The sequence below is a fragment of the Citrobacter sp. C5_2 genome (assembly GCF_014596845.2).
In the GTDB taxonomy this organism is placed as follows: Bacteria; Pseudomonadota; Gammaproteobacteria; order Enterobacterales; family Enterobacteriaceae; genus Citrobacter; species Citrobacter werkmanii.
In genome coordinates this window covers 1,575,347-1,599,068 of record NZ_CP115032.1, presented here as the reverse complement: position 1 = coordinate 1,599,068, position 23,722 = coordinate 1,575,347, and the positions used below count along the sequence as shown (strand labels likewise).

The following is a 23,722-nucleotide window of genomic DNA, read 5'->3' as shown; positions in this document are numbered from 1 at the left end:
TATTTATTTGCATGAAAAGCGCTTAAGTATGCACTCATGCTTATTAAGTCAGCGATAAAGGCACCAAAACAGTGCACTGAATTTATGATGCACCATAATGGTTACCCGCCATGGTGCAGCCAACTCCCCACGTCGATGAATTAATCGCCGTAGACATTAAAGTTAAAATACTTACTCGCCATCTTGTCGTAGGTGCCGTCTTTGCGCAGTTCGCCCAGCGCTTTATCGAAAGCCGCTTTCAGCTCCGCATCATCTTTGCGCAAGCCAATCCCGGTTCCGTCGCCAAAGTATTTTTTATCTTTAACTGAAGGACCGGCAAAAGCGTAGTCTTTGCCTGCAGGCTGTTTAAGGAAACCTTCACTGGCCGCGACTTCATCCTGCAATGCCGCATCCAGACGGCCCGCCGTCAGGTCAGAATAGATCAGGTCCTGGTTCGCATAGGCCACCACATCCACGCCTTTGCTGCGCCAGTTATCATTGGCATAGGCTTCCTGAGTTGAGCCTTGTAGTACGCCTACGTGTTTACCTTTGAGGGAGTCCAGAGTCGGTTGAATCGGGGAACCTTTCGCGGCGATCAAACGAGAATCTGCGGCGTAAAGTTTGTCTGAGAAGGCAATCTCTTGCTGGCGCTTCTCGGTGATAGAAAGCGAGGAGATAATGGCATCAATTTTTTTCGCTTTCAGCGACGGGATCAGCGCATCAAAGTCGCTGGCAACCCAGGTACATTTGATCTGCATGCGTTTACACATCTCATTTCCTAAATCGATATCAAAGCCGACAAAGTCGCCCTTGGCATCTTTAGAGGAAAAAGGCGCGTAGGTGGTATCTGTACCAATACGAACTGTCTGCGGAAGTGCTGCGTAACTGGCCGCGGTTGCGGAAAGTCCTACCAGCAAAGACAAAGCAAGAACCGTCTTCTTCATACATAACCCTCAAGTGGCGTAATTTTATTATGTTTTACGTTGTGTTGTGTTTGCAGACTTTTTCATGCAGGTCTTATGCCATTTTCGCGTCGTTGAGGATAATCGACGTTAAATATGTTAATAAAACGTTGCAATATTGTCCTGATTTTGAAGATAGCAGGTCTGACGGTTGAAACGCAGCGTTTCGTTGAGTTTTGACGAATTAAATGTTGAGGATATGATCGCGGTTACAAAATTGCCCTGAAACAGGGCAACGGATGTTTCTTTGCACGCTGATGGAACGGCTTACGCCCCTTGCCAGCGGGTGAAGAGGTCCTGAGGAAGGGAAATATCAAACTGGTCAAGGACACGATTAACCGTTTGATTAATCACATCATCTAACGTTTGCGGGCGATGATAAAACGCCGGGACAGGCGGCATAATCACCGCTCCAATTTCTGCCGCCTGCGTCATCAGCCGCAAATGCCCCAGATGCAATGGCGTTTCACGCACGCACAGCACCAGCGGTCGACGTTCTTTCAATACCACGTCAGCCGCACGGGTGAGCAGCCCATCGGTATAGCTATGAACGATGCCAGAAAGGGTTTTAATTGAACAGGGCAGGATAACCATCCCGGCGGTCTGAAAAGAGCCAGACGATATACTGGCGGCGATATCGCGCGTATCGTGAGTCACATTCGCCAGAGCCTGCACGTCGCGTACAGAGAGATCCGTTTCCAGCGCCAGCGTCTGCCGGGCAGCGGCGCTCATCACCAGATGGGTTTCCACATCAGTAACGTCACGCAAAACCTGCAGCAGGCGCACGCCGTAAATCGCTCCACTTGCGCCAGAAATACCAATGATGAGTCGTTTCATGTTTAATCGCCCTTGCTTGCTTCAGGTCCGACTTTGCAGGAATTTACGGGGAGTTGCAAGCAAGGGTGCGGGTTGCGCCCTTGCTTGCGAGCAAACATTAACCTTCGTTGTGCATCTCAAGGTTTTCCGCTTCATTCTGACGCAATATCGCTTTGGCATCGTCATTACGCAGGGAGTCAAGGAAATCGAGATACTGCTGGTCAACGTCTTTGGTGACATAGACGCCGTTAAACACTGAACATTCAAACTGCTGAATATCCGGGTTCTCAGCGCGGACCGCTTCAATCAGATCGTTGAGATCCTGGAAGATAAGCCCGTCTGCGCCGATTATCTGGCGGATCTCGTCCACTTCGCGACCATGAGCAATCAGCTCCGTCGCCGTCGGCATATCGATACCATAAACGTTCGGGAAGCGGATTTCCGGTGCGGCAGAGGCCAGATACACTTTCTTCGCTCCGGCTTCACGCGCCATCTCGATAATCTGTTCTGAGGTGGTGCCACGTACGATAGAGTCATCCACCAGCAGCACGTTCTTATCACGGAACTCCGCACGGTTGGCGTTCAGTTTACGGCGCACGGATTTACGACGCAGCTGCTGGCCCGGCATGATAAAGGTACGCCCTACGTAGCGGTTTTTCACAAACCCCTGACGATACGGCTTGCCGAGAATACGGGCGATTTCCAGCGCGATATCGCATGAGGTTTCCGGAATCGGGATCACCACGTCGATGTCCAGATCTTCCCACTCGCGGGCAATTTTTTCGCCGAGCTTAGTTCCCATATTCACACGCGCGCTGTAGACGGAAATCTTGTCGATAAAGGAGTCAGGACGCGCAAAGTAAACGTATTCGAACAGGCACGGATTGCTGACCGGGTTATCGGCGCACTGGCGGGTAAACAGCTGACCTTTTTCGGTGATGTACACCGCTTCGCCAGGTGCTACGTCGCGCAGGAATTCAAAGCCCAGCGTATCCAGCGCCACGCTCTCGGAAGCCACCATATACTCGGTGCGACCATCGCCGATATCACGTTTCCCCAGCACCAGCGGGCGAATACCGTTAGGATCGCGGAAGGCGACCATACCGTGGCCGATAATCATCGCCACGCAGGCATAGGCGCCACGGATCTGGCGGTTGGTTGCCGCAATAGCAGCAAAAATATTGTCTGCTTCCAGCGGGTAATGGCGGAAGTTATCCAGCTCGCTGGCGAAAATATTCAGCAGGATTTCAGAATCTGAAGTGGTATTGATGTGGCGGCGCTTTTCTTCAAATAGCTTTTTCCGCAGCTCATGCGCATTGGTCAGGTTGCCATTGTGGGCAAGCGTGATGCCATACGGTGAGTTGACGTAAAAAGGTTGAGCTTCGGAGGCGCTGGAGCTGCCAGCCGTTGGGTAACGCACATGACCGATGCCCATATTGCCCTGCAAACGCTGCATATGGCGCGCTTCAAAAATATCGCTCACCATTCCGTTTGCTTTACGCAAGCGGAAGCAGTTGTTGGCATCAATAGTGATGATGCCCGCAGCATCCTGACCACGATGCTGGAGCACCGTTAACGCGTCATAAATCGACTGGTTTACCGGCATAACACCGGCGATACCGACAATACCGCACATACGTCTTTTCCTCGTTCAGCAACGACCCAAAGTTTATACTTTGGGCAAGAAACTTGACGAGCTTTGCAGATAGTCAAAGAACCATCTGATGATGAAACTGAACTGCGGGATCAGCTGCGACTTATTCCAGTCTTCACTTTTTGACAGACCGGTAAACGTATCGAGAAAGAACAGTATGGCGGCGACGATCAGCGCTCCTCGCAGAGCACCGAAGCAAATCCCCAACACCCTGTCGGTACCCGACAGACCTGTTTTCTCTACCAGTTGGCCTATCACAAAGTTAACGATAGCGCCGACGATAAGTGTCGCGATAAACAGTATCGCGATAGCAATCCCATTTCGAACCAGTTCGTCTTCAAAGCCCGTAAACCAGACAGACAGGTAAGTGTAGTAATGGCTGGCGACAAAGAAAGCACAACCCCAAGTCACCAACGATAATGCTTCACGAACAAAGCCACGGATCAGGCTAACCAGACAGGAAAAACCAATCACCGCGATAATGGCGTAATCAATCCAGACCATAAGTGTCCCACGATTTTACGCCCTGTCGTCCTGTTCGGGGCGCATTCTAACAGAAAAAGAAAACGTTTGCGTAGGGATTTCCTTTCCACGCGTAAATAAAAATGGCGCTGAAAAAATCTTCAACGCCATACGGTTTTATGCCTCTTCGGGCACTGGCCGGAGACGGTGAAAACACCGTATCCGGCCTGCATGTAACAGCCCCTTAATTAGGGGTATATCCCATCACAACCCCACTCAGACCGGAGATCTTCTGTAGCTCGCCCAGCGAATTCTTCAGCTTATCTCTGGAGGCGTCAGGGCCGACGAGAATGCGGGTTATTTTACCCTGTACCGGCGTTGACGGGGAAGTATATACCCGGAAGCCCGCGCCACGAAGTTTACCCACGATCTCATTGACCTTATCCGCATTTTTCAGCGCGCCGAGCTGCACAACATACGCTTTGCCGGTCGGGGCTGGCGCTTCTTCAGCGACCGGTTTCGGCGCTGGAGCTGGCGCAGGCGTTGGCGCCGGTGTGGCGACAACGGGTTGCGGCTTCGGTTTAGGTTTCGGCGGTTCAACAGGTACGGGGACAGGATCTAACTCCGCGCTACTTGCCGTTGTCATACGCGACGGATCCAACGATGGCGCGGCGGCATCGCCCGCGCGCACCTCTTCTGCCGCCCCTTCAGGCGGTTGCGTTGGCAGCGCCTGCGTTGCCGCAGGCATCATGTCCGGCTCATCGCGATCGCCCGGTTTGGGCACCAGAGGGATCGCAGCAAACTCATCCTGATAATGTTTTTTTTGCCCGTCAAGCAGCCCGGGGAGCACAATCACCCCAAGCGCGACCAGCACAATTGTGCCAACTAATCGATTCTGAAACTTACTCGCCACCGCTTCTCCCCACGTCTATCACTTCCATGACATGTGCGACAGTGTGAAACGATCCACACACCAACACGGTATCTTCTGGCTTCGCCTCGGCCAGTGCCGCAGACCATGCCTGCGCCACGCTGTCATAGGCTTCACCTTTGCCCAGATGTTCTAACAGCTGTTCTGCCGTTGCGCCACGCGGCCCTTCCAGTGGCGCGCAGTACCAGGCATCAACCACGCTTTTTAACCAGGCCAACGTACCGGCAATATCTTTATCATGTAGCATACCGATAACTGCAAGTACACGCCCGCTTTTCACTAACTTTTTCAGACGTCCGGTCAGATATTCCGCCGCGTGCGGGTTATGGGCAACATCAAAAATCACCCGCGGCGACTCGCTCACAATCTGGAAGCGCCCCGGTAAAATCGCCTGTTTGATTCCGTCACGAATTGCCTGCTCGCTGACGTCAAGACCACAGGCACGCAGCGCAGCCAGTGCGGTCGCGGCGTTCGGTTGTGGAACCTGTGGCAATGGCAGATGCGCCAACGTGCCGTGAGTGTCCGTAAAGGACCAGTCGTTATCCGTTACCGTATAGCGCCAGTCCACACCACAGCGTTGCAAAATCGCCCCGCACTCTTGCGCCACATCCGCAATAGTGTATGGCATTTCAGGTTCACCAACGATGGCCGGTTTCTCTGCGCGGAAAATCCCCGCTTTCTCACGACCAATGCTCTCGCGATCAGGGCCCAGCCAGTCGGTATGATCAAGCGCAATACTGGTGACGACCGCAACATCGGCATCGACGATATTCGTCGCGTCAAGGCGACCGCCTAACCCCACTTCCAGAATGACTACGTCCAACTGAGCCTGTTTAAACAACCAGAGCGCCGATAGCGTACCGTATTCAAAATAGGTCAATGAAATATCGCCACGTGCGTCTTCAATCTCAGCAAACGAGGCAGTATGCGCGGATTCCGGCAGTTCCCCCCCCTGCACGCGCACGCGTTCCGTGTAACGCACCAGATGCGGCGAACTGTATACTCCGACTTTATAACCTGCTGCGGTCAGCACCGATTCCAGCGTACGGCAGGTCGTGCCTTTTCCGTTGGTGCCCGCCACCGTAAAGACAAATGGTGCGGGTTTTAACACGCCCAGTTTGCGCGCCACCAGGCTTACGCGTTCGAGGCCCAGATCGATGGTTTTACTGTGCAGGTTTTCCAGATAAGAAAGCCACGACGCCAGAGGCGACGCGGCTTGAGGAATACGTTTATTGTCCATGATGCCTGTAGATTCTTTACGTTGAGAAAAGCAAAAGGCAGCGCCAACTGGCCCTGCCCTTTTGTACTCGTCGTCTTTCAAGCTGCAGGCTTGTTGGCTGCGGATTACTCGGCCCATCCCTGGGCCTCCCCCTTCGGGGCCGCCGCATGCGGCGTTCAAATCTGCTCCCGGCAGATTTGTCGTTCACCCGAATCACTTACCTGTGCAAGCTCATCGGGATGAACTCTCTTGCCGCCTACCTGCAACTCGAAATCCATAGAGTATATTATCAGGACTCTGATTCCTGATCGGGTACCGGAGGTACCACTTCGCCTTCACGTGGCTCATCCGGATTCGGCGCCGGAAGATTCATCAGCTTCGCCAGAATGCTTGCCAGTTTCAGGCGCATTTCCGGACGGCGGACGATCATATCGATAGCGCCTTTTTCAATCAGGAACTCGCTGCGCTGGAATCCCGGCGGCAGTTTCTCACGTACGGTTTGCTCAATAACACGCGGACCCGCAAAGCCAATCAGCGCTTTCGGTTCGGCAATGTTGAGATCGCCCAGCATCGCGAAGCTTGCGGAAACACCGCCCATCGTTGGGTCGGTCAGTACAGAAATGTACGGTAAACCGCGTTCCTGCATTTTCGCCAGCGCAGCAGACGTTTTCGCCATTTGCATCAGAGACATCAGCGCTTCCTGCATACGCGCCCCGCCAGAAGCGGAGAAGCAGATCAGCGGACAGTTGTCTTCCAGCGCCTGCTCAACGGCACGGACAAAACGCGCACCGACGACAGACCCCATGGAGCCGCCCATAAACGCGAACTCGAATGCAGCCGCAACGACCGGCATGCCGTGAAGCGTGCCTTTCATCACCACCAGCGCATCTTTCTCGCCGGTTTCTTTCTGTGCTGAGGCCAGTCTGTCTTTGTACTTTTTGGAGTCACGAAACTTCAGCACGTCTTTCGGCTCAAGTTCGCTACCCAGTTCCACAAGAGTACCTTCATCTAACAGGCTATGCAGGCGATTGCGCGCCGACATGCGCATATGATGGTCACACTTCGGACAGACCTCAAGATTACGTTCCAGCTCAGCACGGTATAAAACCTGACCGCAGCTATCACACTTGGTCCACACCCCTTCAGGAATGCTTGCCTTGCGGGTGGGAGTAATGTTGCTTTTAATTCGTTCAATCCAGCTCATTGGTGACCTTTCTGCCTGAACCCTAGTCAGCTTTGTTATAAGGGGCGCATAATGCCATTTTTGCCCCTAACAGACCATGAATGTTGCACATTAAAACATAACAGCCCGAAACTTTGGATAAAAAAGTGGTCGAACCGCTGAGTTACTTTCTATTTTGCAGCCCGTGACGCAGCCCGTTTATGACGAATCACTTCTATCACGCCCGGCAATACGGAAAGGACGATAATCGCCACAATCAATAATTTCAGGTTTTCCTGAACTATTGGCAGATCGCCAAACAGATAGCCTGCATAGGTGAACAGCAATACCCACAGCAGCGCGCCTACAACGTTATACATCGCAAAGTGGCGGTAGGACATGTGTCCCATACCGGCAACAAATGGCGCAAATGTACGCACGATAGGCACGAAACGCGCCAGGATAATCGTTTTCCCGCCATGACGCTCGTAGAACGCATGGGTTTTATCCAGGTAGCTGCGACGAAAAATTTTGGAGTTCGGGTTACTAAAGAGTTTCTCACCGAACAACCGGCCAATCGTGTAGTTCACCGCATCGCCGACAATCGCAGCCACAATCATCAACGCCACCATCAGATGAACATTGAGATCGTTAGTTGGCAGCGCAGAAAGCGCGCCGGCAACAAACAGCAGCGAGTCCCCCGGCAGGAACGGCGTCACTACCAGCCCGGTTTCACAGAACAGGATCAGAAACAGAATCGCGTATACCCAGATACCGTATTCCGCGACCAGCTCCGCCAGGTGCACATCAATGTGCAGAATAAAATCGATAAGAAAGTAAATCAGATCCATAGTTTTGCCTTTATACGACTCAAATTAGTCCGCCAGAAATAGCGGGCCCATTGGCGGTTTTGGCAGGTCGAACCGGTCAGGGTAATCTACCGCGACCAAATACAGTCCTTCCGCTTTCGCCGTTGCCGCTGCCAGCGTTCTGTCCTTCGCCGCTAACAGTTCTGCTATCCAGCTCTCCGGCTGGTTGTTGGCGCCTACTTCCATCAGGCTGCCGACAATATTCCTGACCATATGATGTACAAAGGCATTCGCTTTAATATCCACCACCACATATGCGCCAAAACGTTCAACGTTTATGTGCATCACGTTACGCCACGGCGTGCGCGACTGGCACTGCACCGCACGAAACGAGGTAAAATCATTTTCGCCGATCAGACACTGGGCTGCACGATGCATACGTTCAGCATCCAGCGGCTCATAGTAATGGGTTACCCCTTTGCCCAAAACCGCAGGGCGCAACCGATGATTGTAGATGATGTAGCGATAACGGCGAGCCGTGGCGCTGAATCGGGCATGAAAATCATCAGGTACAGCTTTCACCCAGCGCACGGCGATGTCACCAGGTAGATTCGCATTTACGCCCAACGTCCAGGCGGCATCTTTACGCACAGCGTGCGTTTCAAAATGTACGACCTGGCCTGTGCCATGAACGCCTGCATCCGTGCGCCCCGCACAAAAGACATTGATACGCTCATTCGCGACCTGAGAAAGCGCTTTTTCCAGCTTTTCCTGAACGCTACGCACTTCGTTCTGGCGCTGCCAGCCATAATATTTGCTGCCGTCATACTCAATGCCCAGCGCAATTTTATGGGGTAGCGGCTGTTGCAGGTCCGACATTAGTACAGATACTCCTGCACCAGTTTTTCCGCAATTTTCACCGCCATCAACGCGCCGCCAAAGCGTACGTTGTCTGCCACGGACCAGAACTGAACCTGCTCCGGCATACCGTAATCGTTATGTACACAGCCGATGGAAAGATGTGGGGTACCAGACGCATCGCCAACCTGAGTCGGGAAATCGGTCTCTTCCGACAACACCACGTCTTCAGCGCGAGAAAACGCATCGCGCGCTTCTTCCGCCGCCAACGGACGCAGGGCTTCAAAATTCACCATCTGCGCGTGACCGTAGAATACCGGTGACTGTACGATGCTAGCGGAGATAAGCAGACCGTCATCCTGCATAATTTTGCGCACTTCATCGACGATACGACGCTCTTCGCGCACGCTACCTTCGCGATCTGGCAGCAGCGGCAGCATATTGAATGCCAACTGGCGACCAAAGAAATCGTCTTCGTCAATCGGGATACCATTGAGCAGTTTCGCACTTTGCCCTGCCAACGCATCCACCGCTTTTTTACCGTGCGCGGAGGCCGACAGAATATTGGTCACCGTAATACGTGAAAGACCACCGTCATCAATCAGCGGTTTCAACGCAGACAGCAGTTGACTGGTCAGGCTATTAGGGACTGCAATCACATTGCGGTTGCGGTAATCTGCCAGCACGAACGGGTTAACGTCCGGAACCACCAGCGGAACGTCAGGCTCAAGTGCGAACAGACCGCTGCTGTCGATAACCAGGCAACCGGCATTGGTTGCTTCTTCCACCCATGCAGCGGTGGCCTCAGCGCCCGCAACAAAAAATGCCAGTTGTGCCTGCGTCCAGTCAAAGTCTGCAACATCCTGAACAATGACCGATTTACCGTTAAAACGCAGGTGCTCACCAGCGCTTTCGTTACGCGCCAGCGCAAAAATTTCACCGACCGGGAACTGGCGTTCAGCCAGCGTATCGAGCAGGGCTTCGCCTACGGCGCCCGTTGCGCCCAGAATGGCAATGTTCCAGCCTTCAGACATGGTGATTTACTCCAGAAATACATAAGCGTCCCTGTCGCATTATTCGACAGGGAGCATTAAGAAGACATTAATGTGCCGGGTGATGAACCGCGTTAAAACCCAGCTTACACAGCAAGGCGGCAGCCGTTGCGTCGTCACACATCACGTATAAAGACGACCATTCACGGCGCTCAAGATAATTTTTACGCAGTTTATCAAACTCACCCGGAATTCCAGCGACTTTACGCAGCGGCGCATCATCGCGGCGCACATCATACACTAAATGCGCCAGCCTTTTCAGCGTTGGCTGATCTAACGGGCCATGCAACGTGATACGCCCAAATTCCGGCGCAGGTAACAGAGTGTTCAGCGCAACGTGCTGTTCGCGGCCAATAAACTTACTATAGGCCTCAAAGACCTGCGTGGTCCCACGCGCTTTTCCTTCCAGGGTATACCCGGCAATGTGCGCCGTGCCGATATCGGCTTTCTCCAGCAACGCCACATTGAGATCCGGCTCGCCTTCCCAGACATCCAACACCACGCTCAGCGTCTGCCCGGCGTTAAGCCGATTCAGTAATGCCGTATTGTCGATAACCGGCCCCCGGCAGGCGTTGATCAGAATGGTGCCCGGCTTCAGCCGACTAATCAGCGCGTCATCCGCAAGGTGCAGCGTTTTGTACGGACCGTCTTTAAATAACGGCGTATGGAAAGTCAGTACATCGGCCTGCTGTACCAGTTCGTCCAGCGAGCGGAAATCGCCCTCATCACCGCGATCGGCCCGCGGAGGATCGCACAGCAAGGTACGGATCCCCAGCGCTTCCAGTCGCGCCTGCAAACGTCCGCCCACGTTACCAACACCGACGATGCCCACGGTACGATCGCGTAACGCAAAACCGTCGCGCTCCGCCAGCATCAGCAACGCTGAAAAAACATATTCTACGACCGCAATCGCATTACATCCGGGCGCTGCGGAAAAACCGATTCCCGACTGCGCAAGCCAGGCTTCATCCACATGGTCCGTGCCTGCGGTTGCCGTACCGACAAATTTAACCGGTTTTCCGCTGAGCAGTGATTCATTGACTTTCGTCACCGAGCGCACCATTAAGGCATCCGCATCATCCAGTTCGGCAACGGGAATCGGACGACCAGGAACCGCTTTGACCTCCCCCAAACGACTGAACAGTTCGCGGGCATAGGGCATATTTTCATCAACGAGGATTTTCACGTCTTTCGCACCTGTTTGAGAACGAGAGTTAACCGGGCAAGTGTGCCATAATCTCGCCGCCAGGCATACTGCGAGACCTGGTCAGCACAGATTTAAGGAACAGAGACGATGCAGCCCATTTCAGGTACGCCCGCTCGCCCTCCCGGCGAAGGCCAAAATGCCCCCTCCGTTGCAGGTGAGCAACCGTTATCCACGATACAACGTACCGTGCTGGAACGACTGATTACCCGTTTGATTTCGCTCACTCAGCAGCAAAGCGCTGAGGTATGGGCCGGAATGAAACACGATCTGGGCGTCAAAAGTGATACACCGTTGCAGTCACGTCACTTTCCCGCCGCCGAACAAAATTTGAACCAGCGGCTGGAAGTCGCACAACAGAACCATGCTAATCGTCAGGTGCTGTCGCAGCTCACGGAGCTATTGAGTCAGGGAAATAACCGTCAGGCGGTGAGTGATTTTATCCGCCAGCAGTACGGGCAGACGGCGCTTAGCCAACTCACGCCTGAGCAATTGAAGAACGTGCTGACCCTGTTACAACAAGGTCAGCTTTCGATACCGCAGCCGCAGCAGCGTCCGGCTACCGATCGTCCGTTACTCCCCGCAGAGCACAATACGCTGAACCAGTTGGTTACCAAACTGGCGGCGGCCACGGGCGAATCCGGTAAGATGATCTGGCAGTCTATGCTGGAGCTGTCTGGGGTAAAAAGCGGAGAGTTAATCCCCGCCAAACAATTTTCGCATCTGGTCACCTGGCTGCAGGCGCGCCAGACGCTCAGTCTGCAAACTGCCCCGACCTTACAAACGCTGCAGGCGGCGCTGAAGCTGCCGTTAGAGCCGAATGAGCTGACGGCAATCAAAGAGTACGCGCAGCAGACGTATCAGATCCAACCACAATCGATTCTGACCACGGTTCAGGTGCTGGACTTGCTGAATCAAATCTTCCTGCGCCGCGTGGAACGTGACCGGGAGCAGGAATTAAACGATCCGCGCCATCCTCAGCCCATTTTCAGCCCGTTCGCGCCGATGATTGAAACGGTTAAATCACTGTCGACACGACCGGGAATGATATTTATTGCCTTGATGATTGCGTTAGCCATTTTCTGGCTGGTCGCTTAGCCTTTTCGCAAAGTCAGCAACGTCACAACAATTCCCACCACGGCGGATATCGCCCCGGCAAGGAATACCGAGGGATAGCCGTACGCGGTGGCCAGCACCCCGGCGACAGGGCCGCTTACGCCGTAGGAGATATCCTGAAATGCGGCGTAACCGCCCAGCGCCGTACCGCGAACCTGCGCGGGCACTCGCTTCACAACCTCAACGCCCAATGCCGGGAAGATAAGCGAACATCCGGCCCCGGTTAATGCCGCCCCGAGCAGAGCAACCCAGGCAGAGGGAGCCTGCCACAGCAGGATCAGACCCGCAGTTTCAACCAGCAATGAAACAACGGCGACCTGCACGCCGCCGAACCGGTCCGGCATCCAGCCAAACAGAATGCGCATCAGCACAAATGCCCCGCCAAACGCGGTCAGGGTGAATCCCGCCATCGTCCAGCCATTGCTGACAAAATAAAGCGAAATAAACGTACCGATGACGGCAAACCCCACGCCCTGCAATGCCAGACCCAGGCCCGGTTTCCAGATAAGCCCGACCACGCTCCACAGTGAAGGTCGCTCCCCGGCATGCGCAGGCACTTTACGAACGGTGCCGTTGAATGCCCAGGCCAGCAGCGGTAATACCATTGTGGTTCCCGCCAGCGCCGCGAAGCCGAAGTGGCTATGGATCAGCAAGCCCAACGGCGCACCGGCAGCCAGCGCACCGTAAATCGCCATCCCGTTCCACGACATCACCTTACCGGAACGCGTTGGGCCAACCAGCCCTAGTCCCCAGGTCAGCGTTCCGGTGAGCAGTTGGCTTTCGCCAAAGCCGAGGATCAGACGTCCGACAATCAACAACGCAAATTTCACCGGGACAGAGACAGGTAATAGCGCGGCTAAAAGCCACGCCGCGCCCGCCAGCGCACAGGCAAACATCCCCTGTAGCGCCGAACGTTTAGCGCCATATTGATCGGCTAAGCGCCCGGCATAACCACGCGTTAAGACCGTTGCCAGAAACTGTACGCCTACGGCGATACCGACCATGGTATTGCCATAGCCCAGCTCGTGGTGCACAAACAGTGGAATGACGGGTAAAGGCAGACCGACCGTCATGTAGGTCAGGAAAACCGCAAAAGCGATACGAAACAGCGAAAAGTTCGCCGACGGTGTTTTTTCTTGTTGGGTTACTGCTGTCATGCGTTACTCCAAAATGCAGAGTAAGGCGAGGAATGCCCACGCCCCCTCTACCTGACTTTCAGGATTAAGGTGCGTTGGATAACGTTAAACGCTTACGCATTATCAAGAGGATAATGTTGAAGCTGGAGTCTGCCTGTGAGGGGCTAAACTTGTCAACCTCGAAATCACCGAAGGCATCCACAAAACAGAGGGTTATATTATCGAAGAAAAGCACTAACAATGAGGAAATAGTTTTCAATCAGGGGGACACTCAACGATCTTTTTTGCCGGAATATATTTTTAGGGACACGGTAATGAAAGCATTTTCGTTTATTGCTCTCATCCTGATGCTTTGCGGCTGCTATGCGCCTCATCAAGACAGCACACAGGCTGTTAAACAATTCTATCTCGCGTGGATGTCCGCCTACACACAAGATCGAGATACGTCCGCGCTCATGCAACATTATGTGGCGAAAGACGTTATCGACCGTTTGGCGCTGATTGACAGCCTTTACGAGCAGGAAATAATAAATTCTGACTATTTTATGTACGTGCAGGATTACGACCCCAAATGGATCCCGCTGTTACAGATTGGAGCGGCTGAGCCCTTTCTCGGTGGTGAAAAGGTGGGAGTACAATTAGGTGGGCCGGCAGGCGAAACGCCCATGCAACTGGAAGTGTATACCCGTTGGGAAGAAGGTCGCTGGAAAATTTATCGCGTGCGGGATCTGGGCAATCAATTTGAACAACCAATCTACAGTACCGGTGATATTACACAAGCCAAAGCGTGGTCGGCGAAAATCGCATCGGAGTACGAAAAGATGAATAAATAAAAAAGGGAGCCATCAGACTCCCCTTTGCATTTTATTTTACAGACTTACGCTTTCAGCTTACGCATGACCAGCGTCGCGTTAGTGCCGCCAAAGCCGAAGCTGTTGGACATCACGGTGGTCAGCGCCTGCTCGGTCGGTTTGGTCACGATGTTCAGACCTGCCGCCTGCTCGTCCAGCTCTTCAATGTTGATGCTCGGCGCGATAAAGCCGTGTTCCAGCATCAGCAGAGAGTAGATAGCTTCCTGCACGCCAGCCGCGCCCAGTGAGTGACCAGTCATCGCTTTGGTTGCAGAAATTGCCGGGCTGTTGTCGCCAAACACTTCACGGATTGCGCCCAGCTCTTTCACGTCGCCTACCGGAGTAGAAGTACCGTGAGAGTTCAGGTAGTCGATCGGGGTGTCTACACCGTGCATCGCCATCTGCATGCAACGTACTGCGCCTTCGCCTGACGGTGCAACCATGTCTGCGCCATCAGAGGTCGCGCCGTAACCGACGATTTCCGCGTAGATGTGCGCGCCACGGGCCAGAGCGTGTTCCAGCTCTTCAACCACAACCATACCGCCGCCGCCCGCGATAACAAAACCGTCACGGTTTGCGTCATAGGTACGGGAAGCTTTCGACGGGTCGTCGTTATATTTGGTAGACAGCGCGCCCATGGCGTCGAATTCACACGCCATTTCCCAGCACAGCTCTTCGCCGCCGCCAGCAAACACGATGTCTTGTTTGCCCAGTTGAATTTGTTCTACTGCGTTGCCGATGCAGTGCGCAGAAGTCGCACAGGCAGAACTGATGGAGTAGTTTACGCCGTGAATTTTAAACGGCGTTGCGAGGCAGGCAGAAACGCCGGACGCCATCGCTTTGGTGACCACATACGGGCCAACCGCTTTCAGGCCACGCGGGCTACGCATTGCGTCAGCGCCGAACACCTGAAAACGCGGGGAACCGCCGCCGGAACCTGCAATCAGGCCAACGCGCGGGTTATTCTGGTAATCTTCTGCAGCAAGACCGGCATCCGCCACAGCCTGCTCCATGGAAAGGAATGCATAGATGGATGCGTCGCTCATGAAGCGCACTACTTTGCGGTCAATGAGGCCAGTGGTATCCAGTTTTACGTTGCCCCATACGTGGCTACGCATGCCGGAGTCCTTCAGCTCCTGAGAGAAAGTGATCCCTGAACGTCCTTCACGCAGAGATGCCAGGACTTCCTGCTGGTTATTACCGATGCTGGAAACGATGCCCAAGCCAGTAATCACTGCACGTTTCATTCAATACCTCTGTAAGTCGCACTATTTTAAAGTTTCGAGTGGCACAATAGCGTACACTTGTACGCCGAACAAGTCCGATCAGCCATTTAATGTGGAAATTTGCGCAGCCAGGCACTCATCGCTAAGATCGGGGCACAGCCTGCCAGACGAGTAACTTACGTGAAACAATACGCTATACAACCTGCCAACCTTGAATTCAACGCTGAGGGTACACCTGTTTCCCGAGATTTTGATGATGTCTATTTTTCCAATGATAACGGGCTGGAAGAGACACGTTACGTCTTCCTCGGCGGGAATCATCTCGCACAGAGATTTCCTGCGCATTCACGTCCCCTTTTCGTGGTGGCTGAAAGCGGGTTTGGCACCGGGCTTAACTTCCTGACGCTCTGGCAGGCATTTGCCGATTTTCGCGATACCCACCCTGACGCTACCCTGGAAAGATTACATTTCATCAGTTTCGAAAAATATCCGCTGACGCGTGAAGATCTGACCCTGGCCCATCAGCACTGGCCGGAGCTTGCTCCGTGGGCCACGGCACTGCAAGAGCAGTGGCCGCTGCCGCTGGCGGGATGCCATCGTCTGCTTCTTGATGATGGGCGCGTCACGCTGGATCTGTGGTTTGGCGATATTAATGAACTGACCAGTAAACTGGATGACTCTTTGAATCAAAAAGTGGACGCCTGGTTCCTGGACGGTTTCGCACCGGCGAAAAATCCGGACATGTGGACGCCAACGCTGTTTAACGCGATGGCCCGACTGGCTCGCCCCGGCGGCACGCTGGCCACCTTCACATCGGCAGGCTTTGTGCGACGGGGGTTGCAGGAAGCCGGGTTTACAATGCAAAAACGCAAAGGCTTTGGCCGCAAACGCGAAATGCTTTGTGGCATCATGGAACAGACTCTGGCGCTCTCTTCATCGGCTCCGTGGTTCACGCGCACGGGCACAGATAAGCGCGAAGCCGCTATTATTGGCGGTGGCATCGCCAGCGCATTGCTGTCGCTGGCGCTACTACGCCGCGGCTGGCAGGTCACGCTCTATTGCGCAGACGCGAAACCTGCTGAAGGCGCATCAGGTAACCGTCAGGGCGCGCTCTATCCGTTACTCAGCAAGCATGATGCGGCCATTAATCTCTTTTTCCCCACTGCGTTTACCTTCGCCCGCCGACTGTATGACGCCCTTCCGGTTGAGTTCGCACATGACTGGTGCGGCGTGACGCAGCTCGCCTGGGATGAAAAAAGCCAGCAGAAAATCACTCAAATGCTGTCTCTTGAACTGCCCGATGCGCTCGCCGTCGGCGTAGACGCACAGCAGGTGTTGCAAACGACAGGCGTGGAAACCGGATGCGGCGGGATTCAGTATCCGGCAGGTGGATGGCTGTGCCCGGCGCAGTTAACCGCCGCCGTACTGGACTATGCCACAACGCTGGGATTACGTACCCGCTACCAACACACGTTGGTCTCACTGACGCGCCAGACAGCAAGCTGGCAATTACAGTTTGCCTGTGGAGAAACCGCCACTCACGAAGCGGTGGTTCTGGCTAACGGCTATCGCATTAACCGCTTTGAGCAGACGCAGTCGTTACCGGTCTATTCCGTTGGCGGTCAGGTGAGTCATATCCCCACCACGCCTACGCTGTCAGCGCTGCGCCAGGTGTTGTGCTACGACGGTTACCTCACGCCGCATAACCCGCAAAACCAGCAACACTGCATTGGCGCCAGCTATCATCGTGGGTGTGAGGAGACTGAGTATCGCGAGGACGACCAGCAGCAAAATCGTCAGCGTTTAATCGACTGCTTCCCGCACGCCGCATGGGCAAAAGAGGTGGATGTCAGTGCGCATGCCGCCCGCTGCGGGGTCCGCTGCGCTACGCGCGATCACATCCCGATGGTGGGCAATGTCGCGGACTATAACGCCACGCTCAGCCAGTACGCCACGCTTGCCGAAGACAAAGCGCACGCGGTAAGCGCCCCGGTGTATGCCGATCTATTTATGCTGGGCGCGCTGGGGTCACGCGGGTTGTGCTCAGCCCCACTGTGTGCAGAAATTCTGGCAGCGCAAATGAGCGATGAACCCATTCCTATGGATGCCAGTACGCTGGCGGCACTGAACCCGAATCGGTTGTGGGTCAGGAAGCTATTGAAGGGTAAAGCGGTGAAATAAAATACTTTCTCATCATTGCCTGATGCGCTGCGCTTGTCAGGCCTACAAACTGAACCCGAATCGTCAGTCCACGTAGGCCGGATAAGACGCCTTAGCGTCGCCATCCGGCACAATCCACTGCAATTATTATTGCGTTGCCTTTTGAAATAAAGCGTCCCACATCTCTTTCACTAACGCCTGGTCACGCGGCGAAAGTTCGCCTGCGCTAATCGCTTTTTCCAGGCTGCTGGTCACATTGGTGTACAATGCCTCAGCGGAATGGTCCTCGCCAGCGTCCAGCTCTGCTACGGCCAGCGTCAGGTGCCCACGCAAATAGCCACTGGCAAACAACTCATCATCGCTGGCGTGCTCTACCATATCGTCGATTAATGCCAGAATGCGTGATTCAAACTCCGCGATCATCTTCTTTCCTCATTGTAAACGTGGCGGCGGCTTCAGTTGAGCGCTTCGGGCCACGGGAATTGTTCCGCCTTAAGTTCAGGCGTGTGATAATAATTCTGTAACGCGTTAATAAAGCGCGCTGGACGCTCCGGGATCCCCTTTTCCAGATATTCCATCACCTGGGCATGAACACGACGCTGGAATACCACGCGATCCGGTTCAAAGTCGCCGTTCAGATTGTCGCAACTGACGTTAAACGGATAGCCCGCCGCCATGCAAAACAGCCAGTCAAACGCCTGCGGCTTCACTTCCACATCTTCAAACTGGCATTGCGTGTTCGCGTCGCGTCCGTCCGGGCAGTACCAGTAACCAAAGTCAACCAGTTCACGACGCGCTTTACCCGCAATACACCAGTGCGAAATTTCATGTAACGCGCTGGCGTAATAACCATGCGCAAAAACGATACGGTGATACGGTACTTCCGCATCAGCAGGAAGATAGATCGGTTCGTCATCACCTTTAATCAGACGGGTATTAAATTCATCGGCAAAGCAGCCGTTAAAAATCTCAATTAACTGTTCGTAGTGATGGGTGTTATTCATTAGTTCATCCCCAGCCAGTGGAGAATCTCCTGTCCATGATTATCGTAAAGTAGCTTGGCGCTCATCACGGCGGAGACAATGACGATCATTGGCCGAATGAGTTTTTGTCCTTTGCTGAGCACCAGTCGCGATCCCATCCGTGCGCCAATGAACTGGCCAATGAGCATCACAAACCCGGTCGCCCAAATCACTTTGCCGCCGAGGGCAAACAGCAACAGTCCACCGATATTCGAGGTGGCATTTAATACTTTGGCGTGGGCCGTCGATTTTGCCAGGTTATAGCCGCACAGCATGACAAAAGCCAGCGCGTAGAACGATCCCGCCGCCGGGCCAAAAAAACCATCGTAAAACCCAACGCAGCCCCCGGCCACCAGCGCGAAAGGCAAACCGTGCAGCCGACGCTGCCGGTCTTCTTCGCCCACTCTGGGCATCAACAGAAAGTAGAGGCCAATACAGATAACCAGCACCGGCAGGATCTGGCGTAATATGTCGGACTGCACATGCTGGACCAACAACGCGCCGCTCATGGAACCGACAAAAGTCATGAAGATGTTGAGCTTCTGATCCGCCAGATTAACCACGCCCCGGCGAATAAAATAGATCGAGGAAGAGATCGATCCCCCGCAGGCCTGTAGCTTATTGGTGGCCAACGCTTGCGCGGGCGGCATTCCGGCCGCCATCAATGCCGGGATGGTGAGTAAACCGCCGCCTCCGGCCAGAGAGTCAATAAAACCTGCCAGCATTGCCACAAAAAAAAGCACACCTAACAGCAGTGGCGACACCATAAACAGAGAGACAAAATGATCCATTAGAGTACATGCTCATCCAGTAGCGCCTGGCAGGAAGGCGGCAACGGCGGCGGTGTCTTCTTCTCAGGCTTGGTGGTTCCAGGTTTAGGAGGTTCGAACCAGCTTTGCAGCTCCGCGCCACAGCCATCGCCTGGAGGAGGCAACGGTTGATCTTCGCATTCAAGGCTGTCAGCAGGACAACGTAATCGTACGTGCATATGCGCACGATGCTGGAACCACGGTCGAACTTTACGCAACCAGTCCCTGTCGGTCCCTGCATCCAGACACAGTTGCTGCTTAATCGCCGGATTCACAAAAATGCGCGTGACTTCATTATCTTTTGCCGCCAGCCTAATCAGGCTGAAAATCTCCGGCTTCCACAGCGACGGCACGACATGTTTGCCATCCCGTGAGACCAGATCTAACGCCTGAGGACGCAGCAGTTGTGACTGGGTCCAGCGCGTTTTCGGCAACTGCAGGAAAATATCGACATCCAGTCCCGTCTGGTGGCTGGCGTGACCGCCATTGAACCGCCCACCGGCCGGCATACCCATATCGCCGATTAACACCGTGCCCAGCCCCAGATTATTCGCCTGATTACTCAGACGCTGGATAAACATCACCAGATCCGGATGACCAAAATAACGTCGCTGATCGGTGCGCATCACCTGATAGTGTTCAGACTGTACAGGCAGCGTCTCGGCGCCAACAATACAGCCATTGGCGAATGCGCCGATAGACTGCGGGCTGCCCGCCACCGGATGGGTAATTTTCTGCCAGGGCGTCGCCGCCAGGCAGGCAGTGCTGGCAAAGAGAGCCAGCGCCGCAAGTGCCGTTTTTTTCATGTCTTACCAGCGTGGAATGTCAGTCTTCACGTCCGCGTTTTGCGCCCGCTGACGCAGCAGGTGATCCATTAATACGATCGCCAGCATTGCTTCTGCGATCGGCACGGCGCGGATCCCAACGCACGGATCGTGGCGTCCTTTGGTGATCATGTCGACTTCTTCGCCAAAGCGGTTAATCGTGCGTCCAGGAACGGTAATACTGGACGTCGGTTTCAGCGCCATATGTGCAACAATTTGCTGCCCGCTGCTGATCCCGCCCAGAATGCCGCCCGCATGGTTACTCTGGAAACCGTCTTTGGTGATTTCATCACGGTTTTGGCTGCCGCGCAGCGCGACAACGTCAAACCCGTCGCCAATCTCTACGCCCTTAACGGCGTTAATGCTCATCAGCGCATGGGCAATGTCGGCATCCAGGCGGTCAAATACAGGTTCACCGAGACCCGCAGGTACGCCGCTTGCCACCACGCTGACCTTTGCTCCGATGGAGTCGCCCTCTTTTTTCAGGCCGCGCATCAGTTCATCGAGCGCCTCAATTTTATCCGGGTCCGGGCAAAAGAACGGGTTAAGCTCTACCTGAGACCAGTCTTTAATCTCCAGCGGGATATCGCCCATCTGCGTCAGACAGCCGCGAATTTCAACGCCGAATTTTTCCGCCAGATATTTTTTGGCAATCGCCCCGGCCGCCACGCGCATTGCTGTTTCACGTGCGGATGAGCGTCCACCGCCACGATAGTCGCGCAGACCGTATTTTTGCTCATAGGTATAGTCGGCGTGACCAGGACGAAAAACATCCTTAATCGCGCTGTAATCCTGTGAACGCTGATCGGTATTTTCGATCAGCAGACCAATGCTGGTACCGGTGGTCACGCCTTCGAACACACCAGAGAGGATTTTCACCTGATCCGGTTCACGGCGCTGCGTAGTGTAACGCGACGTACCTGGGCGACGTCTGTCGAGATCGTGCTGCAGGTCAGCTTCTGTCAGAGAAATGCCCGGCGGAACACCATCGACAATACAACCGAGCGCCAGCCCGTGTGATTCGCCGAATGTGGTTACGCGAAAGAGTTGCCCAATTGTGTTTCCTGCCATCACGGCTCCGTTATGAGTGTTGTGTTTGTGCGCGTGTATTTAGTCTTTATAAATGCTGAAGTGCTCGCGAGCAGCAACTAACTGTTCTTTGGTCAGCATGAATACACCGTCACCGCCGTTGTCAAACTCCAGCCAGGTAAACGGTACATCCGGGTATTGCTCTATCAGATGTACCATGCTGTTTCCGACTTCACAAATCAGAATACCGTTATCTGCCAGGTAATCTGGAGCGTTCCCCAGAATGCGGCGAGTCAGTTTCAGCCCATCGCTACCGGACGCCAGACCCAGCTCAGGTTCATGACGATATTCGTTTGGCAGATCGGACATATCTTCCGCATCGACATACGGCGGGTTGGTCACAATCAGGTCATACTGCACTTTCAGCAGATCGCGGAACAGATCGGAACGGATCGGCGTCACGTGATGGATCAGACCATGTTCTTCAATATTGTGCTCAGTCACCGCCAGCGCGTCAGTGGAAATATCCACCGCATCCACTTCGGCTTCCGGGAAAGCATACGCGCAGGCAATAGCGATGCAGCCGCTGCCGGTACACATATCGAGGATATGCTGCGGCTGCTCATTGATGAGGCCCGCAAAACGATTATTGATCAGTTCGCCAATCGGTGAGCGTGGAACCAGCACGCGTTCGTCAACATAAAACTCATGCCCGCAGAACCAGGCTTTATTGGTCAGATAAGCAACCGGGATACGCTCGTTGACGCGGCGAATCACGCGTTCAACAATACGATGGCGCTCGCTGGAGGTCAGACGCGCGGTGCGCATATCTTCAGGTATATCCAGCGGCAAATAGAGCGACGGCAGCACCAGTTGTACGGCCTCGTCCCATGGGTTATCCGTGCCATGGCCATACCAGATATTCGCCGCGCTAAAACGGCTGACCGCCCAACGCAACATGTCCTGAATGGTATGCAGTTCACTCACTGCTTCATCGACGAAAATTTTATCCACGTATTCCTCCAGGGCATGCTCGTATTAATTTCGGCGGCTAGTTTGCCACGAAGACGGCGATAAATCAGCATCCACACCGGGCCTGAACGCGAAAATTGCGTTTTAAGCGATCGGATGCCCGTCGAGTCGGGTTAAACTAACGGAAAATAAAAGATGAGACTCTCGAATGAAAAAGAAAACATCGCTCAGCGAGGAGGATCAGACGCTGTTTCGCCAGCTGATGACCGGCACGCGTAAAATTAAGCAAGACACTATTGTTCACCGACCGCTACGTAAAAAAATCACCGAGGTTCCGGTTAAAAGGCTGTTGCAGGAACAGGCTGATGCCAGCCACTATTTTTCTGACGAATTTCAGCCGTTGCTGAACACAGACGGCCCGGTAAGATATCTACGTGCCGACGTCAGCCATTTCGAACTCAAGAAAATGCGCCGTGGCGACTACTCCCCGGAGCTGTTTCTTGATTTGCATGGACTGACCCAGCAACAGGCCAAACAGGAATTAGGCGCGCTGATCGCCGCCTGTCGTCGTGAGCATGTGTTTTGCGCCTGCGTTATGCATGGCCACGGAAAGCATATTCTTAAACAGCAAACGCCTCTCTGGCTGGCACAGCATCCGCACGTGATGGCCTTTCATCAGGCACCGAAAGAGTATGGTGGCGACGCCGCACTGCTGGTGCTGATTGAAGTGGAAGAGTGGCTGCCGCCAGAACTTCCCTGATGCAGAAAAACAGAAAGAGCCGCGTTTGCGGCTCTTTTATTTTCCGGATGGCGGTTGTGCCTTATCCGGCCTACTTATATCGCTTTCGCCATTTTGAGATTACACGGGCTCATCTGCCAGTTGAAAACCCCTTTTCCGCTTTCATCAAGCGTAACGCTGGCAATCGCTGACGTGGTAAACATCGGCGGAGTTTCTCCTGGGCAAAGCTCAGACACCAGATACCCCACTAAAGGTAAGTGAGAAATCACCAGCGCCGTGGTGATACCTTCATTGGCCAGAGCCTGTAAATAGGCGCTGACCAGACCAACATCGCCGCAGGGAGTCAGCTCCGGCAAAACATCCACGCCGCTTGGCAGGTTCATGCATTCCCCCACCACATCCAGCGTTTGTTCGGCTCGCAGGAACGGGCTCACCAGAACACGTTCGATATCCACTTTTTGACCTTTCAGCCAGTTCGCCATCAGGCGAGATTCGTCACAACCACAAGAGGTTAAAGGACGAACCGAATCACTGGCGGCATCGAGGGCCGCGTCGCCGTGACGCATGATAAAAACTTGCATATTGCACCGCTTTTGTTAACCAGAATCACCAACACCAGTTAATCACGGCCCCTATTGACCGTGGTAACGATATGGTGGCCGGCATTGTGCCTTATCCATTCACCGAATGAAACGCTGTTTTTTACCTCAACGGCGTAAGTATAGTCAAT

24 protein-coding genes are annotated in these 23,722 nt (G+C 54.0%); 4 read left to right on the top strand and 20 right to left on the bottom strand.

What is annotated here, in order from left to right; translation table 11 throughout:
* Positions 1–140: 140 nt before the first annotated feature.
* The 11 genes from argT to pdxB all read right to left on the bottom strand — a co-directional run bounded on the left by argT (position 141) and on the right by pdxB (position 11,090).
* Entirely contained in the window at positions 141–923 is a 783-nt protein-coding gene (argT, locus tag ICA20_RS07680; RefSeq protein ID WP_006683634.1) for a lysine/arginine/ornithine ABC transporter substrate-binding protein ArgT, read from the bottom strand.
* 285 nt (positions 924–1,208) lie between these two features.
* Positions 1,209–1,778 carry a UbiX family flavin prenyltransferase gene (locus ICA20_RS07675; protein ID WP_038642336.1) on the bottom strand — a complete coding sequence of 190 codons (570 nt, stop codon included), beginning with the start codon at positions 1,776–1,778 and terminating at the stop codon, positions 1,209–1,211.
* 97 nt (positions 1,779–1,875) lie between these two features.
* Positions 1,876–3,393 (bottom strand): amidophosphoribosyltransferase, encoded by a 1,518-nt coding sequence (purF, locus tag ICA20_RS07670; protein ID WP_005129677.1) that lies wholly within the window; start codon positions 3,391–3,393, stop codon positions 1,876–1,878.
* A gap of 33 nt (positions 3,394–3,426) precedes the next feature.
* Entirely contained in the window at positions 3,427–3,915 is a 489-nt protein-coding gene (gene cvpA / locus ICA20_RS07665; protein ID WP_038642339.1) for a colicin V production protein, read from the bottom strand.
* A 202-nt stretch (positions 3,916–4,117) separates the two neighbouring features.
* Positions 4,118–4,786 carry a cell division protein DedD gene (gene dedD, locus ICA20_RS07660; RefSeq protein WP_038642341.1) on the bottom strand — a complete coding sequence of 223 codons (669 nt, stop codon included), beginning with the start codon at positions 4,784–4,786 and terminating at the stop codon, positions 4,118–4,120.
* Positions 4,776–6,044 carry a bifunctional tetrahydrofolate synthase/dihydrofolate synthase gene (gene folC / locus ICA20_RS07655; protein WP_038642343.1) on the bottom strand — a complete coding sequence of 423 codons (1,269 nt, stop codon included), beginning with the start codon at positions 6,042–6,044 and terminating at the stop codon, positions 4,776–4,778. The genes dedD and folC overlap by 11 nt, the downstream gene beginning before the upstream one ends.
* Before the next feature lie 268 nt (positions 6,045–6,312).
* Positions 6,313–7,227 carry an acetyl-CoA carboxylase, carboxyltransferase subunit beta gene (gene accD / locus ICA20_RS07650; protein ID WP_038642345.1) on the bottom strand — a complete coding sequence of 305 codons (915 nt, stop codon included), beginning with the start codon at positions 7,225–7,227 and terminating at the stop codon, positions 6,313–6,315.
* 149 nt (positions 7,228–7,376) lie between these two features.
* Positions 7,377–8,036 carry a DedA family protein gene (locus tag ICA20_RS07645; protein WP_003028140.1) on the bottom strand — a complete coding sequence of 220 codons (660 nt, stop codon included), beginning with the start codon at positions 8,034–8,036 and terminating at the stop codon, positions 7,377–7,379.
* A gap of 24 nt (positions 8,037–8,060) precedes the next feature.
* Positions 8,061–8,873 carry a tRNA pseudouridine(38-40) synthase TruA gene (gene truA / locus ICA20_RS07640; protein WP_038642347.1) on the bottom strand — a complete coding sequence of 271 codons (813 nt, stop codon included), beginning with the start codon at positions 8,871–8,873 and terminating at the stop codon, positions 8,061–8,063.
* Positions 8,873–9,886, bottom strand: coding sequence for an aspartate-semialdehyde dehydrogenase (locus ICA20_RS07635; protein WP_038642349.1), 1,014 nt, complete (start codon positions 9,884–9,886; stop codon positions 8,873–8,875). Before ICA20_RS07635 ends, truA begins: the two co-directional genes overlap by 1 nt.
* A gap of 67 nt (positions 9,887–9,953) precedes the next feature.
* A complete protein-coding gene (gene pdxB, locus ICA20_RS07630) occupies positions 9,954–11,090 on the bottom strand; it encodes a 4-phosphoerythronate dehydrogenase PdxB (protein ID WP_038642351.1) in 1,137 nt (378 codons plus the stop codon).
* Positions 11,091–11,198: 108 nt separating this feature from the next.
* Between pdxB and flk the strand changes: the two genes are divergently transcribed.
* On the top strand, positions 11,199–12,206 hold the full coding sequence (flk, locus tag ICA20_RS07625) for a flagella biosynthesis regulator Flk (RefSeq protein ID WP_038642353.1): 1,008 nt from the start codon (positions 11,199–11,201) through the stop codon (positions 12,204–12,206).
* Here the strand turns inward: flk and ICA20_RS07620 are convergent.
* Positions 12,203–13,381, bottom strand: a complete 1,179-nt coding sequence (locus tag ICA20_RS07620) for an MFS transporter (protein WP_038642354.1) — start codon at positions 13,379–13,381, stop codon at positions 12,203–12,205. The two genes, flk and ICA20_RS07620, sit on opposite strands and share 4 nt — an antisense overlap.
* A 293-nt stretch (positions 13,382–13,674) precedes the next feature.
* Between ICA20_RS07620 and ICA20_RS07615 the strand changes: the two genes are divergently transcribed.
* The gene (locus tag ICA20_RS07615; RefSeq protein WP_038642356.1) at positions 13,675–14,193 is read left to right on the top strand and encodes a YbjP/YqhG family protein; all 519 of its coding nucleotides are present in this window, start codon (positions 13,675–13,677) and stop codon (positions 14,191–14,193) included.
* A gap of 44 nt (positions 14,194–14,237) precedes the next feature.
* On the opposite strand, the gene fabB is transcribed toward ICA20_RS07615, so the two are convergent.
* Positions 14,238–15,458 (bottom strand): beta-ketoacyl-ACP synthase I, encoded by a 1,221-nt coding sequence (gene fabB, locus ICA20_RS07610; protein ID WP_038642358.1) that lies wholly within the window; start codon positions 15,456–15,458, stop codon positions 14,238–14,240.
* A 159-nt stretch (positions 15,459–15,617) separates the two neighbouring features.
* On the opposite strand from fabB, the gene mnmC reads away from it, so the two are divergent.
* Positions 15,618–17,618 carry a bifunctional tRNA (5-methylaminomethyl-2-thiouridine)(34)-methyltransferase MnmD/FAD-dependent 5-carboxymethylaminomethyl-2-thiouridine(34) oxidoreductase MnmC gene (gene mnmC / locus ICA20_RS07605; protein ID WP_038642360.1) on the top strand — a complete coding sequence of 667 codons (2,001 nt, stop codon included), beginning with the start codon at positions 15,618–15,620 and terminating at the stop codon, positions 17,616–17,618.
* 126 nt (positions 17,619–17,744) lie between these two features.
* On the opposite strand, the gene ICA20_RS07600 is transcribed toward mnmC, so the two are convergent.
* Genes ICA20_RS07600 through prmB form a run of 6 tightly spaced genes read right to left on the bottom strand, consistent with a single transcriptional unit; the run spans position 17,745 to position 22,295 of the window.
* Positions 17,745–18,020, bottom strand: coding sequence for a YfcL family protein (locus ICA20_RS07600; RefSeq protein WP_038642363.1), 276 nt, complete (start codon positions 18,018–18,020; stop codon positions 17,745–17,747).
* Positions 18,021–18,052: 32 nt separating this feature from the next.
* Positions 18,053–18,601, bottom strand: a complete 549-nt coding sequence (locus ICA20_RS07595; protein ID WP_038642365.1) for an elongation factor P hydroxylase — start codon at positions 18,599–18,601, stop codon at positions 18,053–18,055.
* Positions 18,601–19,410 (bottom strand): sulfite exporter TauE/SafE family protein, encoded by an 810-nt coding sequence (locus ICA20_RS07590; RefSeq protein WP_038642367.1) that lies wholly within the window; start codon positions 19,408–19,410, stop codon positions 18,601–18,603. The genes ICA20_RS07595 and ICA20_RS07590 overlap by 1 nt, the downstream gene beginning before the upstream one ends.
* Entirely contained in the window at positions 19,410–20,234 is an 825-nt protein-coding gene (mepA, locus tag ICA20_RS07585) for a penicillin-insensitive murein endopeptidase (RefSeq protein ID WP_038642368.1), read from the bottom strand. The genes ICA20_RS07590 and mepA overlap by 1 nt, the downstream gene beginning before the upstream one ends.
* A gap of 3 nt (positions 20,235–20,237) precedes the next feature.
* Positions 20,238–21,323 carry a chorismate synthase gene (gene aroC / locus ICA20_RS07580; RefSeq protein ID WP_038642369.1) on the bottom strand — a complete coding sequence of 362 codons (1,086 nt, stop codon included), beginning with the start codon at positions 21,321–21,323 and terminating at the stop codon, positions 20,238–20,240.
* Between the two features lie 39 nt (positions 21,324–21,362).
* Positions 21,363–22,295: a 50S ribosomal protein L3 N(5)-glutamine methyltransferase gene (gene prmB, locus ICA20_RS07575; protein ID WP_038642381.1), complete on the bottom strand. Its 933-nt coding sequence runs from the start codon at positions 22,293–22,295 to the stop codon at positions 21,363–21,365.
* Positions 22,296–22,461: 166 nt separating this feature from the next.
* Between prmB and smrB the strand changes: the two genes are divergently transcribed.
* Positions 22,462–23,013 carry an endonuclease SmrB gene (gene smrB, locus ICA20_RS07570; RefSeq protein ID WP_006683613.1) on the top strand — a complete coding sequence of 184 codons (552 nt, stop codon included), beginning with the start codon at positions 22,462–22,464 and terminating at the stop codon, positions 23,011–23,013.
* A gap of 74 nt (positions 23,014–23,087) precedes the next feature.
* Here smrB and sixA read toward each other — a convergent pair whose 3' ends face one another.
* Positions 23,088–23,573, bottom strand: coding sequence for a phosphohistidine phosphatase SixA (sixA, locus tag ICA20_RS07565; RefSeq protein WP_038642383.1), 486 nt, complete (start codon positions 23,571–23,573; stop codon positions 23,088–23,090).
* Between the last annotated feature and the right edge of the window lie 149 nt (positions 23,574–23,722).

Bases quoted from the DNA above. Each gene is read 5' to 3' on its own strand.
- argT (WP_006683634.1), bottom strand. From the start codon at position 923: ATGAAGAAGACGGTTCTTGCTTTGTCTTTGCTGGTAGGACTTTCCGCA.
- ICA20_RS07675 (WP_038642336.1), bottom strand. From the start codon at position 1,778: ATGAAACGACTCATCATTGGTATTTCTGGCGCAAGTGGAGCGATTTAC.
- purF (WP_005129677.1), bottom strand. From the start codon at position 3,393: ATGTGCGGTATTGTCGGTATCGCCGGTGTTATGCCGGTAAACCAGTCG.
- cvpA (WP_038642339.1), bottom strand. From the start codon at position 3,915: ATGGTCTGGATTGATTACGCCATTATCGCGGTGATTGGTTTTTCCTGT.
- folC (WP_038642343.1), bottom strand. From the start codon at position 6,044: ATGGACAATAAACGTATTCCTCAAGCCGCGTCGCCTCTGGCGTCGTGG.
- accD (WP_038642345.1), bottom strand. From the start codon at position 7,227: ATGAGCTGGATTGAACGAATTAAAAGCAACATTACTCCCACCCGCAAG.
- ICA20_RS07645 (WP_003028140.1), bottom strand. From the start codon at position 8,036: ATGGATCTGATTTACTTTCTTATCGATTTTATTCTGCACATTGATGTG.
- truA (WP_038642347.1), bottom strand. From the start codon at position 8,873: ATGTCGGACCTGCAACAGCCGCTACCCCATAAAATTGCGCTGGGCATT.
- ICA20_RS07635 (WP_038642349.1), bottom strand. From the start codon at position 9,886: ATGTCTGAAGGCTGGAACATTGCCATTCTGGGCGCAACGGGCGCCGTA.
- flk (WP_038642353.1), top strand. From the start codon at position 11,199: ATGCAGCCCATTTCAGGTACGCCCGCTCGCCCTCCCGGCGAAGGCCAA.
- ICA20_RS07620 (WP_038642354.1), bottom strand. From the start codon at position 13,381: ATGACAGCAGTAACCCAACAAGAAAAAACACCGTCGGCGAACTTTTCG.
- ICA20_RS07615 (WP_038642356.1), top strand. From the start codon at position 13,675: ATGAAAGCATTTTCGTTTATTGCTCTCATCCTGATGCTTTGCGGCTGC.
- fabB (WP_038642358.1), bottom strand. From the start codon at position 15,458: ATGAAACGTGCAGTGATTACTGGCTTGGGCATCGTTTCCAGCATCGGT.
- ICA20_RS07600 (WP_038642363.1), bottom strand. From the start codon at position 18,020: ATGATCGCGGAGTTTGAATCACGCATTCTGGCATTAATCGACGATATG.
- ICA20_RS07595 (WP_038642365.1), bottom strand. From the start codon at position 18,601: ATGAATAACACCCATCACTACGAACAGTTAATTGAGATTTTTAACGGC.
- ICA20_RS07590 (WP_038642367.1), bottom strand. From the start codon at position 19,410: ATGGATCATTTTGTCTCTCTGTTTATGGTGTCGCCACTGCTGTTAGGT.
- mepA (WP_038642368.1), bottom strand. From the start codon at position 20,234: ATGAAAAAAACGGCACTTGCGGCGCTGGCTCTCTTTGCCAGCACTGCC.
- aroC (WP_038642369.1), bottom strand. From the start codon at position 21,323: ATGGCAGGAAACACAATTGGGCAACTCTTTCGCGTAACCACATTCGGC.
- smrB (WP_006683613.1), top strand. From the start codon at position 22,462: ATGAAAAAGAAAACATCGCTCAGCGAGGAGGATCAGACGCTGTTTCGC.
- sixA (WP_038642383.1), bottom strand. From the start codon at position 23,573: ATGCAAGTTTTTATCATGCGTCACGGCGACGCGGCCCTCGATGCCGCC.